This is a genomic window from Halalkaliarchaeum sp. AArc-GB (assembly GCF_031432225.1).
Lineage (GTDB): Archaea > Halobacteriota > Halobacteria > Halobacteriales > Haloferacaceae > Halalkaliarchaeum.
This window is the reverse complement of the sequence record NZ_JAVKGM010000001.1, coordinates 436744-451209: the sequence shown is the minus strand read 5'-3', so window position 1 is coordinate 451209 and position 14466 is coordinate 436744. Positions and strand designations below refer to the sequence as shown.

The following is a 14466-nucleotide window of genomic DNA, read 5'->3' as shown; positions in this document are numbered from 1 at the left end:
GTCCAGTGGGTCCCGCGAGAGCTACAACGGAAGATTTTTATTACCTATTACAAAAATCCTATAACATGGAAAGGAGTCTCGGATCCGGTGCTGTGTCGGAGGGGGACACGGGAACCCACGGCGGAAGGAACCGGGGCGGGGTATCGGCGCCCCACTCGCGGCGCGCCGTCGTCGCCGGAGGAGGCGTGGCAGCGCTGACCGCACTCGCAGGCTGTACGGGACTTCTCGGAACTACCGACGACGGGGAACCCGACGCGGAGAACGCGCCCGAGACGCCGTGGACGACCGAGGAGCTGGCGGCGGTCGTCGGCGACGACACCGACGTTACGATCTACGCGGCGGCCGGCACCCGCGACGCGTGGGTCCAGCTGGTGGACGTCGTCAATGAGGAGTTCGGGACCAGCCTCGACCCGGACCTGTACGTCAGCGACGGCGGAGACGTCGCCCAGCGAGTGATCCAGGAGCGACAGGCCGACCGCGACCAGGCCGACATCATCTCACAGGGGACGGCACTGTACGATCAGATCCACGAGGAGGACATGGAGGCGGGCGACTACTACGAGCTCGGCATCGACGAGAACTTCTGGTTCTCCGAGGTGCTCCCCGGAGAGATGACCGAGCCCTGGTACGTGTCGGCGCTCAACGGCGGTCCGTCGACGTGCATGGCGATCAACTCGGAGATATTCACGGAGCGCGGTCTCGAGTATCCGGACACCTGGAACGACCTGCTGGACGACCAGTACGAGGGGCTCGAGACGTGTTTGCCCTCGTATGTGGTTCCGAGTCGAATCGGCTGGATCGTCCGACACCACGCCGACCAGCTCGGCATGGACGACGAGGAGTGGCTGCGCGAGATGATGGATCACCTCGAGTTCAAAGGCGTCGAGAGCCACACGCGAGGCGCCAGGGAGGTCGGCCAGGGGAACGTCCCAGTTATGTTCTACAACTTCCCGTGGACGGTCCGTCAGGTGATGGACGATCTGCCGGTCGAGAACCACTACCCCGAGGGAATTCAGGCGCTGATGAGCTCCGGACACCTGGCGATCAACAGCGAGGCCCCGAACCGGTGGGCCGCCCGGTTCCTCTTGAGTGCGGCCCTCGAGGAGTCGGTCCAGCGCCGAATCCTCGAGGACGTCGAGCTGTTTGCCCCCAGCCGGCTCGACGTCGACTACTCCGATCTCGACGTCGATCCGTACTACGAGGAGCTTTTCGACGCCGACGTCTCCCTGGTCACTTTCGAGGAAGAGGGACAGTACACCGCTGTGGGTGAACGAGTGATCGAAACCGTAATCGAGGATCGGTGAACCGCGCAGTCGACGGTCCGGTTCGAGCCGGGCTGCCGTCGGCCCCGTTCGGACCGCCGCCGGACCTGTTCGGGCCACCGATATCGCGTTCGCAACACTGATGGACGGCAAGAAAGCGGTCGAAACGACAGTGAACGTCCTGGGCGAGCTGGCCGTCCGTGCGCGGGGTGCGTTGCCGGGCACCGATCCCGAAACGGGGGGGAACGTGACCCGGGGGGACCTCATCGAACGCGTCACCCTCGGTTCGGCCGTGGTCGCGATCGGGGTGTTGACGGTGGTCCCGCTCGTCTTCCTGCTGTGGTCGAGCCTCTGGTCGGCGTTTCCGGGGGATTTCAGCGGGTCGTTCACGCTGGAGAACTTCGAGCTCGTGTACATCCAGCGGGTGTACGACGTGACCGGCCTGTTCGCGAACTCGCTTTTCGTCGCCGTCGGCATGACGCTGATCGCGATGACGTTCGGTCTGGGGTTCGCCTGGCTCTTCGTCCGCACCGATCTGCCGACGCGGGGGGCGATGGAACTGGTGATCGTGTCCCCATATGCGGTCCCGGGATACATCTACGCGATCATGTACATCGCGACGTACGGCCCCGACAGCGGGCTCGTGACGTCGGCGCTGAGCTGGATACCCGGCGTCGACGCGGCGGCGAGTCATCTCTTCAGCGGGTGGGGGATCGCGTTCGTCGTCGGCATCAACGCGGTGACCTCGTTTTATTTGCTGACGGCCCCGGCGCTCCAGCAGATGGATCCCGGACTCGAAGAGGTGAGCCGTATCCACGGGGCGGGCATCTTTCGGACGCTCAGGTCGGTTAGCTTCCCCCTGGTCGTGCCGGCGATCCTGGCTGCGATCACGGTGACGTTTCTCCGCGGGCTCGGCGAGTTCTCCGTGGTCGCGATCCTGGGAGCGCCGGAGGGGTTCGACGTGTACGCGACTGCCATCTGGTCTGCGGTCTCGCTTCGGGCACCCCCGGAGTACGGCCAGGCGGCGGCGCTGTCATTTAGCCTCATTGCGGTGACAGCGGTTCTGACCTGGTACTACCGGTCGGTGACGAGCCGCAAGGCCGACTACATGACCGTGACCGGCCGATCGTACAGGCCCAAGAAGTGGGAGCTCGGCACATGGGGCTGGCCGCTGGCGCTCTCTATCTGGGTCGTGCTCTTCTTCGTGTGGGTGCTCCCGGTTCTCGTCATGGTCCTCGTCTCGTTTCACTCCTTCTGGACCGGGATCCCGACGCTTTCGGATCTCACGCTGGCGCATTACCTCGAGGCAGTGACCGACCGGAACGTTCGGCGGGCGTTTCTGAACAGTATCACCATCTCGCTGGGGGGTGCGACGCTCGGGACTGCGCTTGTCGTGTCGGTCGCGTACTACACCGAACGGACCGAGTACCGTGGGCGTGGGGTCGTCGATTTCCTCACTCTGTCGCCGCTGGCGGTGCCGGGGATCATCATGGGCACTGCGGTCATCTTCACCGGACTGTGGGTCGGGAAGATACACCCGATCTTCGACCTGTACGGGACGCTGTGGATCATCATGATCGGGTCGATTATCGTCTTCATTCCGTACGCCTCGCGGATCGCGATCGGGAACGTCGTCCAGATCCACGACGAGCTGGAGGAGTCGGCCCGGGTGTTCGGCGCGTCGTGGCTCCAGGGGATCCGGGAGGTGTTCCTCCCGCTTTTCAGAAACACCGCAGCAGTCGTCTGGTTTTACCTTCTCATCCACATCTTCCAGCTGCTCACGATCCCGATCATGACGTACACCTCGGGGACGGAAGTGATCGCAATCGAGGTGTTCCACCTCTGGACGAAGGAGGCGAACCTGGAGCTGGTGTCCGCGCTCTCGACGCTGTTTATCGGGATGACGTTCTGCATCCTGCTGGGGTTGCGGCGAGTGGGGATCAGCTTCCACGACCTGCAACGGCGGTGAGAACGGTCCTTCCGGCCGTTTGCGGGAGACCAGTCGCGGTCAGTTCTCTTCCCCCCGCGCCCGCTCGAACATCTCCAGCGCCAGCTCGCGGCGCCTCGAGTGGTCCACGGTCGGTTCGGGATAGCCGGGCGCGATCCGATGTCGCTCCGTCTCCGACAGCTCGTGCCACTCGTGGATGACCTCCGGATCCACCCCCGCAAGCTCCGGCACGTACGTCTGAATGTACTCCGCGTCGGGGTCGTACCGCTCGCCCTGTGTCATGGGATTGAAGATCCGGAAGTACGGCTGGGCGTCGGTCCCGGTCGAGGCGGCCCACTGCCAGCCACCGGTGTCGTTTCCGGTGTCGTGATCCGCGAGCTTCTGTTTGAACCACTCGTAGCCGTACCGCCAGTCGACGAGCAGGTCCTTCGTGAGAAAGGAGGCGACGATCATCCGCACCCGGTTGTGCATGTACGCCTCTGTCCGGAGCTGTCGCATCCCGGCGTCGACGATCGGATACCCGGTCTCGCCGTCCTTCCAGGCGTCGATCAGTTCGGGATCGTTCTCCCACTCGATCGGGTTCTCGTACTCGCGATAGTTTTCCGAGACGACCTCGGGGTTGTGAAACAGCACCTGTGTGTAGAACTCTCGCCAGGCGAGCTGTGACTGGAACTCCTCGACCGATTCGCGTTTCTCCGCGCCGACGGTGCCGTCGTCGCCGTCGGTGCCGTCGTCGCCCTCGCTGTCTTCTCTCGCCTCGATCGCTTCGGCCGCCTCGACGGTCGCCTCCCACACCTCGCGGACGCCGATCGTTCCCCACTTCAGGTCGGCCGACAGCCGCGAGGTCGTCCCGTCGGCCGGGTAGTCCCGGCGGTGTTCGTACCGGCAGATCGGCCCGTCACAGAACTCCCGAAGTCGCCGTCTGGACGCCTCCGTACCGGCCGACTGGATCTCCGCGTCGGGCTCGGAGAATCCGAGCTCATCGATCGACGGGAGCGTTTCCAGCGCACACTCGAGTGCCGAAGTCAGGTTCCGGACGCGCTCGGCGTCGACGAGGTCGTCAGGATTCGGGGGCGGATACGGCGAGTCTTTCTCCCGATCGCGCCATTTCTTCCAGTAGTAGGTAAACACCGAGTAGGGATCGCCGGCGTTCGTCCGGATCGCGTCGGGGTCGTGGTGGACCGCATCGTGAAACGACTCTCGGGGGAGATCGACCGCGTCGAGTGCCCGACGAACGCCGGCATCGCGTTCGCGGGCGAGCCCGGAGTAGTCGCGGTTCCAGACGACTCGGTCGACCTCCAGCTCCGTCGCAACGTTCGGCAGAATCGTCGCCGGATCGCCACGGGCGATCAGTAGCTGCGAGTCGTGCTCCCGATACTGTTCCCGCAGCGCCGACAGCGCATCGAGCATGAACGCGACTCGCGGTGAGGCTGCGTGTTCCAGGACAGCGTCGTCGAAGACGAATATCGAGGCGGCCTCGCTACTGCCGTCTCCCGCGGCCGCAAGCCCCCGGTTGTCGGCGATCCTGAGGTCCCGCCGATGCCAGAACAGCTCCATGGGTTTCGATTGGGCGCCAGTCCCCTGAAGATGGGGGATCCTCCCCTATCTTCTTGTGTCTCCTGTGAGCAGTCCCGGACATGGACGCCGCACGCGACCTTTCGTTGCCGGTGGCCGCACAGCCGTCACTCGAGGCGATCGTCTCGATGGTCGAACGGGCCGAAGACGCGGGCTACGACCGGGTATGGCTCCCGGAGACGTGGGGGCGGGACGCGGTGACGACGCTTTCGGTCGCCGCCGAACGAACCGACGAGATCGGTCTCGGAACCAGCATCACCAACGTCTACTCCCGATCGCCGGCGCTGGTCGGTCAGACCGCCGCGACGCTGCATGAAGCCAGCGACGGGCGGTTCCGTGTCGGCCTGGGCCCCTCCGGACCGGCCGTGATCCAAAACTGGCACGGTCAGTCGTTCGAGCGCCCGCTTCGGCGGACCCGGGAGTACGTCGAAATCGTCCGGGCGGTCTGTGCGGGCGAGGAGCTCGACTACGACGGGGAGCTGTTCGATCTCTCGGGGTTCCGGCTCCGGTTCGATCCACCCGAGCCGGCACCGCCGGTCGACGCCGCCGGGCTCGGGCCGAAGTCGGTCGAGCTGGCGGGCCGGTTCGCCGACGGGTGGCACGCGCTGCTTTTGACGCCCGACGGGCTCGCAGATCGGCTGGAGGATCTGCGACGCGGTGTTGAGCTCGGCGGCCGGGATGTCGACTCCGTGCGGGTCACCCTCTCGGTTACCTGCTGTGCGCTTCCGGATCCCGAACCGGCTCGCGACCTCGTCCGGCAGCATCTCGCCTTCTACGTCGGCGGGATGGGGACGTTCTACCGCGACGCGCTGGCCCGGCAGGGGTACGAGGAGACCGCAACCCGAATCCACGACGCCTGGCAGGAGGGTAACCGACGGGCCGCGCTCTCTGCGATCGACGACGATCTCCTCGAGGAACTCGCGGCCGCGGGGACGCCCGAGGCGGTCGCATCGCGGGTCGCAGAGTTCGAGGCGCTCGAGGGAGTCGACGCCGTCACGGTGTCGTTCCCGCGGGGCGCCGACCGGGACGCGATCGACGCGACCCTCGAAGCGCTGTCGCCGTGACCGGGCGATCGACGCGGGTCAAAGCCGGTTCTTTCGCGTCTGATACAGCTGTGCGATCGACGCACTCGCGAACGCCACTGCGATGATCGTCGCCGCAGCGAGGCCGGACAAACTGGCGAAAAACACCGCCTCGAGGGTGACTGCACCCAGGAGTACGCCGGAAAATATCGACAGGAGCACGTAGAACTCGGCCCACGTCAGCTCCTTCTCCTCGACGACTTCCAGGTAGACGTCGAAGGTGTTTGCGACGTCAGTCAAGCTGACCGTCCCGCTGCGGGCGTCGTAGTCGACGATGCCCCGGCGGGCGAGCTGTGGCACGTGTGACTGATACAGCGACGTGTACACCCGCTTGCGCTGTGCGTACGTCACTTCGTGTGGAGCCACACCGTTTTCCAGTCCGGCGATCGTACTCGAGAGGTCCCGTATCGTCGATTCGCCGTCGGGAGACCGCTTCAGCTCCGAAAGTACGTATCGCCGTCGGGCGTTGCTCAGCGTTCCGAATATCTCGTCTTTCGTGAGGTCGTACGCTTCGTCCCCGACCTCGTTTTCCGCCCCGGAGGGCGCCGAAAGCTCAGCGGCATCCGAATTCATCGATTCTCCGAGTGCCCTCGTCGACTCTTCCCCACCAACCGTTATTCATCATCATTTGTAACTCCCCAGTTCTCGTCCCTATAGTATGCGTATGTTGATATAAACGCTTTCCTCAATTTCTCGTCATTGGACCTGTCCGACGTGGCGCCGCTGACCGGGCGTTGCCGTCCCGCCACAGTCGAGTCGGGCGAGCATCGAACGGATGCGTTTTAGTACCCGCCGTACGCACCGTCGAGTATGGCAGACCACGACGACGAACCGGACCCGGACGCGCGCGTCACCGCCCCGATGCAGGAGTTTACGACGAAACAGGTCGGCATCGGACTGGTCGTACTGCTCGTTGGACTCGCGGTCGCCTTCGGCGTTCCGCTCGTGCTAGCCTGATCGGGCTATCGCTGCGGCTCTTCCTGTCTGGGATACCACGCGAGCGGGTGGTCGGCGACGAGATCCACCGCCACTCGCTGATCTGTTTCGAAGTTCTCGACGTGGTTGTGGAGGCAGTGGACGATCTCGCCGGAGTCGAGTTCGACCCGATAGATGAACGACGGACCGACGTACTGACGACGGAGCACGTAGCCGTCGGCGTCAGCTCCAGCCGCGGGCGTCGCCCGCACGTCGTCGGGACGCACGAGCACGTCGACTGGAGCGTTGTCGTAGGTGGTGTCGTAGCCTTCGAGCGTCGCGGCGTCGAACCGTCCGATTCCCGTTTCGACTTTTCCGTCCGATAACCGCCCTTCCAAGAAACTCGCTCGCCCGAGGAAGGAGGCGACGAACTTCGATTCGGGCTGTTCGAACACGGCGGCCGGATCGCCGATCTGTTCGAGGTGTCCCTCGTTCATCACCGCGACCCGATCGGAGATCGACAGCGCCTCCTCCTGGTCGTGGGTGACCGAGACGGCAGTAACCCCTGCCTCCTTGAGGATCCGTCGGACCTCCTCGCGCATCTCCACGCGGAGACGGACGTCGAGGTTCGAGAACGGCTCGTCGAGCAACAACACCTCCGGCTCCGGTGCCAGCGACCTGGCGAGTGCGACCCGTTGTTTCTGTCCCCCGGAGAGCTGATCCGGTGTCTTTTCGCCGTGTTCCGGGAGATTCACCAGGTCGAGCAGTTCCTCGACTCTGGCGTCCGCCTCCTCCTCGTCGGCATCGGTCAGACCGAACCCGACGTTCTCCCGGACGGTCAGATGGGGGAACAGCGCGAAGTCCTGAAACACGATCCCGACGTCCCGAGTTTCGGGGGTGACGAACGTCGAGCTGTCGGCGACGGTCTCTCCCCCAATCGTGACGCGCCCGCGTGTCGGCCGTTCGAGTCCGGCGATGAGACGCAGCGTCGTCGTCTTCCCACAGCCGGACGGGCCCAGGAGGGTCAAAAGCTCCCCCTGTTTGACGGTCAACGAGACGTCTTCGACCGCTGTCTCGGCGTCGTACTCTTTGAACACGCCGTCGAGTTCGAGCAGTGTTTCCCCACCAGTTTCCGGGGGCTGTGTGCTCTCGCTTTCGGCTCTCGGGGCGGTCGTTCGGAGTTCCGACCGGTCGTGTTGCAGTGGTTTACTGTGAGACATGTGATCCTCCAACTGACGTCCCTGCCGCCGATTCAGTCCATGGCAGCGATTCCGGCGCCCAACTGGGGCGTCGTGACGGGCTTCGAGAGACGCGAGGAGCCATCGTTGCCAGTACGTCTTTTAGGAGAACCTAAAAGTATGTCGCTCGGATTCAGTTGCTGAGAAATTTTCGACACTGTGTATCTTTCCCGTTGGATGACTCCTTTTAGATTTGATAATTATCCTAATAAACAAGAATTTGTTTTTAACACGACGCTGTGATTTCGGCCTGATTATATATATTGGATACGCTTAATTGAACTCGTTCTGGTGTAATAATGCCATATTCAGTCTCGTACGTGAACTGCCGAATAGAGCGTTAGATCGGATGTAAGAAACGATATTGTAGTTTATATTTTGTCTGTTGATTCTGGCGCATAGGGATCCAGAAACCGAAAATATATAATTATATGCCATGAACGTTTTGTTCCAACCACATGACCCGAAGAGTCGTCATCATGGGTGCTGCGGGGCGGGACTTCCACGACTTCAACTCGGTGTTTCGCGGGGACGACGAGCACGAAGTTGTCGCGTTTACGCAGACGTTTTCCCAGAACATCGGCGAACTCGACGAGGTTCCCGAGCGGACGTATCCGGCCTCGCTCGCGGGAGAGAACTATCCCGACGGGATACCGATCCTTCCGGAGTCCGAGCTGGAAACGATCGTCAGAGAACGGGACGTCGACGAGGTCGTGCTGTCGTACTCGGATCTCTCTCACGAGTACGTGATGAACCAGGCCTCGCGCGCGATCTCGGCAGGCGCCGACTTCCGTCTCGTCGGCACGCGGATGATGTACGAGGCCGACATCCCCGTCGTCGCGGTCGACGCTGTCCGGACCGGCTGTGGCAAGTCTCAGGCGGCGCGAAAGCTTACCTCCTTCCTCCGGGAGCGGTCCGACAAGGAGGTGGTCGTGGTTCGCGAGCCGATGCCGTACGGCGACCTCGAGAAACAGCGCATCCAGCGGTTCGAAACGCTCGAAGACCTCGAACGCCACGACGTCACCATCGAAGAGCGCGAGGAGTACGAACACCACATCGAGCAGGGACACGTCGTCTACGCCGGCGTCGATTACGAGGAGATCCTCACAGAGGTCGAGAAGGAGGCCGACATCCTCCTGTGGGACGGCGGCAACAACGAACTCCCGTTTTACGTCCCCGACGTCCACTTCGTGCTCGCGGATCCACACCGGCCGGGACACGAGCTGCGGTATCACCCCGGGGAGGCGAACCTCCGGATCGCCGACTACGTCGTGATCAACAAGGAGAACACCGCAGACGAGGTGGACATCCAGACGATCGTCGACAACGTCGAGGCGACGAACCCCGACGCGGGGATCATCCACGCGGATTCGGTCATCACGGTCGAGGACGAGGCGGCGGTTCGGAACGCGCGCGTCCTCGCCGTCGAGGACGGACCTACGCTCACCCACGGCGGTACCTCGGTGGGGGCGGCATCGATCGCGGCCGAGCAGTTCGGAGCGAGCGAAATCGTCGATCCACGCCCTCACGCCGTCGGCAGCATCGCCGAGGTGTTCGGAGAGTACGAGCATCTCGGAAACGTCCTCCCGGCGATGGGCTACAGCAAGCGACAGCTCGCGGAGCTGGAGCAGTCGATCGCGAACGTCGACTGCGACGTCGTGCTTGCCGGTACGCCGATCGACCTCTCGAAGATCGTCGACGTCGACACGCCGATCGTGCGCGTCCGGTACGAGATCGAAGAGCGGGGCGATCTCGACTTCGAGGCGGCACTGGAGGCACACGCCGACGTTCTCGGGCTGTAAGACGCTCACTTCTCGAGCAGCGTGTGGAGCAACGCCTTCTGGATGTGCATCCTGTTTTCGGCCTGATCGAAGACGATCGATTGCGGACCGTCGATGACCTCTGCGGTCACCTCCTCGCCGCGGTGTGCCGGGAGACAGTGCATGAACACGGCGTCCTCGCGGGCGGCGGCCATCAGTTCCCGATCCACCTGGAACCCCTCGAACGCGGCGAGCTTCTCCTCGCGCCGATCCTCTTCACCCATGCTTACCCACACGTCGGTGTACACCGCGGTGGCTCCGTCGACGGCTTCGTATGGGTCGTTGGTCACCACGACGTCGGCGTCCCGAACTCGATCCTGGATCGTTTCGTCCGGCTCCATCTCCGGCGGCGTCGCGACCCGACAGCTCACCTCCAGCTTCCCACAGGCCTGCATCAGCGAGTGTGCGACGTTGTTTCCGTCGCCAACGAACGCGACAGTGTCCAGCAGGTCTCGCTCGTACAGCGTGTACAGATCCGTGAGCGCCTGACACGGGTGGAGGAAGTCGGTCAGCCCATTGATGACAGGTACGCTCGCGTGCTCGGCCAGTTCGACGATCTCATCGTGGTCGAACAGCCGGGCCATGATCGCGTCCTCGTACCTGGACATCACCTTACTCGTGTCGGCTATCGGCTCGCCCCGCCCGAGCTGGGACTCCTCCATCTCGAAGAAGATGGCGTGACCTCCCAGCTGTGTCATTCCCGTCTCGAAGGACAGCCGCGTCCGCGTCGAGGGTTTCGCGAACAGCATCACGAGCGTCCGGTTTTTCAGCGCCGAGGAGAACTTCACCGGCGTGGATTTCAGCTGGTCGGTGCGTTCGAACAGCGATTCGATCTCCTCGCGAGTCAGGTCACGAATGTCAATCAACTGTTTCATCGTCCGGATCTTGTCCCGGATCCGTAATTATTATTTCTTCGTTACGGGCGACGTCCTCACCCCGAGTCGGACGACGGGACGATCGTCGTCCCCGTTTCCCCATCGAGCGCTTCGGTCACCGCCGTGGTTGCGGTGATGATTGCCCGGCTGCCCCCGTTTTCCACGAACGCGATCGCGGCCTCGACTTTCGGCGCCATGCTCCCCTCGCCGAACTCCCCCGCCTCGAGGAGTTCGGCGGCCTCTTCGGCGGTGATCCGGGACAGCAGCTCCTGATCTTCGGTGCCGAAGTTTCGATACGCGGCCTCGACGTCAGTCAGGAACAGGAGTTCCCCGATCCCGATGTCGTTTGCGAGCGTTCTGGAGGCGAGATCCTTGTCGACGACGGCCTCCACGCCGGCGAAGCCGTCCGTCGTTTTCACGACCGGTACGCCTCCGCCGCCGACGCAGACGACCGGCCGTCCCGTTTCCAGCAGGGTCTCGACGTGTTCGGTTTCGAGGATCTCGAGGGGGGCCGGGGACGGAACGACGCGCCGATACCGAACGTTTCCAGCCCCGTCTGTGTCGGGCCGCGTCGGAAACTCCTTTCGTTCGGCCTCCGTTTCCCCGTAGAACGGACCGATTCGCTTCGTCGGGTTCTCGAACGCCGGATCGTCGTCGTCCACCAGCGTTCGAGTGACGAGCGTTACGGGGGTCGTCTCGAGCACGTTGTGGAGTTCCTGCTGGAGTAGATAGCCGATCTGGGCCTGGGATTCGGCGACCAGGACGTCCAGGGGTTTCCGGTCGATCGACTGTGACTCCTCGTTTTGTAAGAGCAGCTGTCCCACCTGCGGACCGTTTCCGTGTGTGACGATCAGGTCGTATCCTCGATCGCCGAGTTTTCCGATCTGGGACACAGTTTGACGGACGCGTCGGCGCTGCTCAGCAATCGTCCCCTTTCCCCCCTCGAGTATCGCGTTTCCGCCGAGCGCGACGACGATGTGACTCATGGAACGTCCGAGAGTTGTCGGACCGAATGTAAAACCTTTGTCACCATCTGGGGTCGTTGACGATAGAGGAAGTCGTACCCGGACGAACGAGGGAACCAATAACTATCTCGATTAAATATAAACTTCAAATTTTACAAGTACAATCAGTATCCTATTTCTAATAGTTACTGTCGACGGTTTTGAACTGGAGGGTCCTGTGGTAGTACAAAAGCAACTAACCCTGTTCGGCGATCGAAGCTCAGGATCTCTGGGGGTATCGTTTCTTGGATTCTGGCCGAATCCGGACCGAGAATTGTCGAATTGCTCGAGCAAGTCATTGTACCAGACCGCGTTATGTCGAGACCGAGACTGTGTACAGTGATCGAGTTCGTCTACCGCGTCCGTGCATGTGGATGTGCGCTATCAGCCATAATTATCATAATTATATACAATATGTGATACGGGTATGATTAGACATATTACTGGAAAGTTATGTAATATATTTCCCCAGACGTTCTCGATCAGCTTCCGTTTGCCGACGTTCGAGCCGAAAGTTTTTCATCCGGGGGTTGTTCCTTGTACGCACACGATGACAGAGCAATCTGTAGCTAGCTTCGGGACTCGCCAGCTTGCAGAGTACGCTTGTGGTGAGTCATTCTCGTCGGCCCCGGACGCGGTCCGGAACGATCTGGAACGGCGCGTCCTCGATACGTTTGCCGCCATCGTGTCCGGCTACCGGGTCGAGGGGATCGACGCGGCGGCAGACTACGCCGCAGAAACGTTCGCCGCCGGCGAGTCGACCCTCCTCGACGGATCGACCCGACGGCTCGACCCGTCCGGTGCGACGTACGCGAACGCGATGGCCGCGAACGCGCTCGACGTCGACGACGGGAACCGGATCGCGGAGGGGCACCCCGCAGCGGTGCTGGTTCCGGCAACCCTCGCTGCCGCCGAGGGGGTCGAGGCTACCGTGGGGGAGTTCCTCGACGCCATGCTCGCGGGCTACGAGATCTCGATCCGGGCGTCCGTGGCGCTCCACGAGCGGACGGGGATGCACAACAGCAGCGGGTCGTGGGGCGCAGTCGCTGCGGCCGCAGCAGTCTCTCGGTTATACGGCTACGACGTCGAGACGACGATGGACGCGATGGGGATCGCGGAGTTCAACGCCCCGCTGTCGCCCGTCATGCGATCCGTCGCGCGTCCGTCGAGTTCGATGACGAAAGACGGGATCGGGTGGGGGAGCCACCTCGGCGTCGCGGCCGCAAAACTGGCCGGACGGGGCTTCGAGGCCTCGGGCACCGTGTTCGACGAGATCGAATGGAACGGTCTCGAGGGACTCGATCTCCCCCCACTGGGCAGGGAGTACACGGTGACTGAAAGCTACTACAAGCCGTATCCCGCCTGCCGCTGGATTCACTCCGGGATCGACGCGACGCTTGCACTCCTCGAAGAGCACGGCATCGCCCCCGACGAGATAACACAGGTTCGTGCCTACAGCCATCGAAAGGCGATCGAGCTGAAGACGCCCCGTCCCAGTACCCCCGACGCGGCACAGTATTCGTACCCCTACGTCCTCGCGATCACGCTGCTTCGGGGCGACTGGATCACTCCCGAGCAACTGAACGAAACCTGGCGGGAGGACGACCGCGTTCACGCGATGGTCGACCGGATTTCGCTGCACCTCGACGAGGAGGCCCAGCGACGCTATCCGGAGCAGTCCGTCTCCCGAGTCGAGATCCACACCTCCTCTGAAACCTATCGATCCGGGCTGACGCATCCACGTGGATCACGGGAACGACCCATGACTGCGGAGGAACACCGGAAGAAACAGCAGCTGTTCATCGACGCCCACGTCGGATCCGGAACCGCCGAACAGCTGCGCAGAGTCTTATCGACCGACGAGAAACCGGTATCGGCGCTCGTGTCAACCCTCGACGACGGGTGATCCACCACCGTCGGTGGAGAACTCCTGGTGCTCCAGGTTGAGTTCGAGTTCGTTCGCCGTCCCGAGCAAGAGTTCCGGCAACTCTGTTTCGATCAGCTCGCCTTCGAGCCGATGTTTCGGTCCCGATAGACCGATCGCACCGAGAACCTCGCCGTCGGGTCCGAGAACAGCCGAGGCAACGGCGTACAATCCTTCGGTCGACTCTTCTCGGTTGTATCCGACGCCCCGCTCGCGGATCTCTCGAAGCTCGTCGAATAGCGCTTCCCGGTCGGTGATCGTGTGTGCCGTCGCGGGTTCGAGCCCGTGTTGTGCGATGATCTCTGCGATCCGTTCCTCCGGCAAGTGAGCGAGCATCGCCTTTCCGCCGGCGATCTGGTGCATCGGCGTCCGGTTGCCGACCCGTTCGGGTGGATGCACCGAGTGCATCCCTGCGGCCCCGTACAGGTAGACACAACGTCCGTTTTCGTGGGTCTGACACCACGCCAGCTCCCCGGTTTCCTCGGCGAGTTCGTCGATCCTGTCGCGAGATACCCGGTAGATCGCCTGCTGCTGTCTGGCGTAGATCCCGTGATCGAGAAACCGCAATCCGACGCGATATTCACCGTCGACCTTTGTGGCGTAGTCGTGAGTGACAAGCGTCTGCAGGTGCTTGTAGACGGTGCTCTTCGAGACGTCCATCTGCTCTGCGATCTCGGTGACACCCGCACCGTCGGTTCGCTTGAGGATCTCGACGATCTCGAAGGTTTTCTCTCCCGACTTCACCATCGAGCCGTTCCGGGGTGCCTCTGTCATGTGTGGGGATGCCACGCCCACCCATAAATTCGTTTCTCTATAATAAACG

12 protein-coding genes are annotated in these 14466 nt (G+C 62.8%); 6 read left to right on the top strand and 6 right to left on the bottom strand.

What is annotated here, in order from left to right; all coding sequences use genetic code 11:
• Window positions 1–65 precede the first annotated feature (65 nt).
• Window positions 66–1304 (top strand): transporter, encoded by a 1239-nt coding sequence (locus tag RH858_RS02325; protein WP_310561057.1) that lies wholly within the window; start codon window positions 66–68, stop codon window positions 1302–1304.
• Between the two features lie 100 nt (window positions 1305–1404).
• Complete coding sequence (locus tag RH858_RS02320) at window positions 1405–3231, top strand: iron ABC transporter permease (RefSeq protein WP_259533648.1); 1827 nt, start codon at window positions 1405–1407, stop codon at window positions 3229–3231.
• Between the two features lie 39 nt (window positions 3232–3270).
• Here the strand turns inward: RH858_RS02320 and RH858_RS02315 are convergent, their stop codons facing one another.
• On the bottom strand, window positions 3271–4767 hold the full coding sequence (locus RH858_RS02315; protein ID WP_310561056.1) for a deoxyribodipyrimidine photo-lyase: 1497 nt from the start codon (window positions 4765–4767) through the stop codon (window positions 3271–3273).
• An 80-nt stretch (window positions 4768–4847) separates the two neighbouring features.
• Here RH858_RS02315 and RH858_RS02310 point away from each other — a divergent pair, with 80 nt between their 5' ends.
• Window positions 4848–5849 carry a TIGR04024 family LLM class F420-dependent oxidoreductase gene (locus RH858_RS02310; protein WP_259533645.1) on the top strand — a complete coding sequence of 334 codons (1002 nt, stop codon included), beginning with the start codon at window positions 4848–4850 and terminating at the stop codon, window positions 5847–5849.
• A gap of 18 nt (window positions 5850–5867) precedes the next feature.
• Here RH858_RS02310 and RH858_RS02305 read toward each other — a convergent pair whose 3' ends face one another.
• Window positions 5868–6440 (bottom strand): hypothetical protein, encoded by a 573-nt coding sequence (locus tag RH858_RS02305; RefSeq protein ID WP_259533643.1) that lies wholly within the window; start codon window positions 6438–6440, stop codon window positions 5868–5870.
• Window positions 6441–6677: 237 nt separating this feature from the next.
• On the opposite strand from RH858_RS02305, the gene RH858_RS02300 reads away from it, so the two are divergent.
• Window positions 6678–6824 carry a hypothetical protein gene (locus RH858_RS02300; protein WP_259533642.1) on the top strand — a complete coding sequence of 49 codons (147 nt, stop codon included), beginning with the start codon at window positions 6678–6680 and terminating at the stop codon, window positions 6822–6824.
• A gap of 5 nt (window positions 6825–6829) precedes the next feature.
• Here the strand turns inward: RH858_RS02300 and RH858_RS02295 are convergent, their stop codons facing one another.
• Complete coding sequence (locus tag RH858_RS02295) at window positions 6830–8002, bottom strand: ABC transporter ATP-binding protein (RefSeq protein ID WP_259533641.1); 1173 nt, start codon at window positions 8000–8002, stop codon at window positions 6830–6832.
• Between the two features lie 476 nt (window positions 8003–8478).
• On the opposite strand from RH858_RS02295, the gene RH858_RS02290 reads away from it, so the two are divergent.
• Window positions 8479–9822 (top strand): hypothetical protein, encoded by a 1344-nt coding sequence (locus RH858_RS02290; protein WP_310561055.1) that lies wholly within the window; start codon window positions 8479–8481, stop codon window positions 9820–9822.
• A 5-nt stretch (window positions 9823–9827) separates the two neighbouring features.
• Here the strand turns inward: RH858_RS02290 and argF are convergent, their stop codons facing one another.
• Together argF and arcC are read right to left on the bottom strand one after the other, a co-directional pair.
• Window positions 9828–10715: an ornithine carbamoyltransferase gene (gene argF, locus RH858_RS02285; protein WP_310561054.1), complete on the bottom strand. Its 888-nt coding sequence runs from the start codon at window positions 10713–10715 to the stop codon at window positions 9828–9830.
• Window positions 10716–10771: 56 nt separating this feature from the next.
• Window positions 10772–11701 carry a carbamate kinase gene (gene arcC, locus RH858_RS02280; protein ID WP_259533637.1) on the bottom strand — a complete coding sequence of 310 codons (930 nt, stop codon included), beginning with the start codon at window positions 11699–11701 and terminating at the stop codon, window positions 10772–10774.
• A 568-nt stretch (window positions 11702–12269) separates the two neighbouring features.
• Here arcC and RH858_RS02275 point away from each other — a divergent pair.
• Window positions 12270–13625 (top strand): MmgE/PrpD family protein, encoded by a 1356-nt coding sequence (locus RH858_RS02275; protein ID WP_310561053.1) that lies wholly within the window; start codon window positions 12270–12272, stop codon window positions 13623–13625.
• On the opposite strand, the gene RH858_RS02270 is transcribed toward RH858_RS02275, so the two are convergent.
• The gene (locus RH858_RS02270) at window positions 13605–14417 is read right to left on the bottom strand and encodes an IclR family transcriptional regulator (protein ID WP_259533635.1); all 813 of its coding nucleotides are present in this window, start codon (window positions 14415–14417) and stop codon (window positions 13605–13607) included. The genes RH858_RS02275 and RH858_RS02270 overlap by 21 nt on opposite strands.
• Between the last annotated feature and the right edge of the window lie 49 nt (window positions 14418–14466).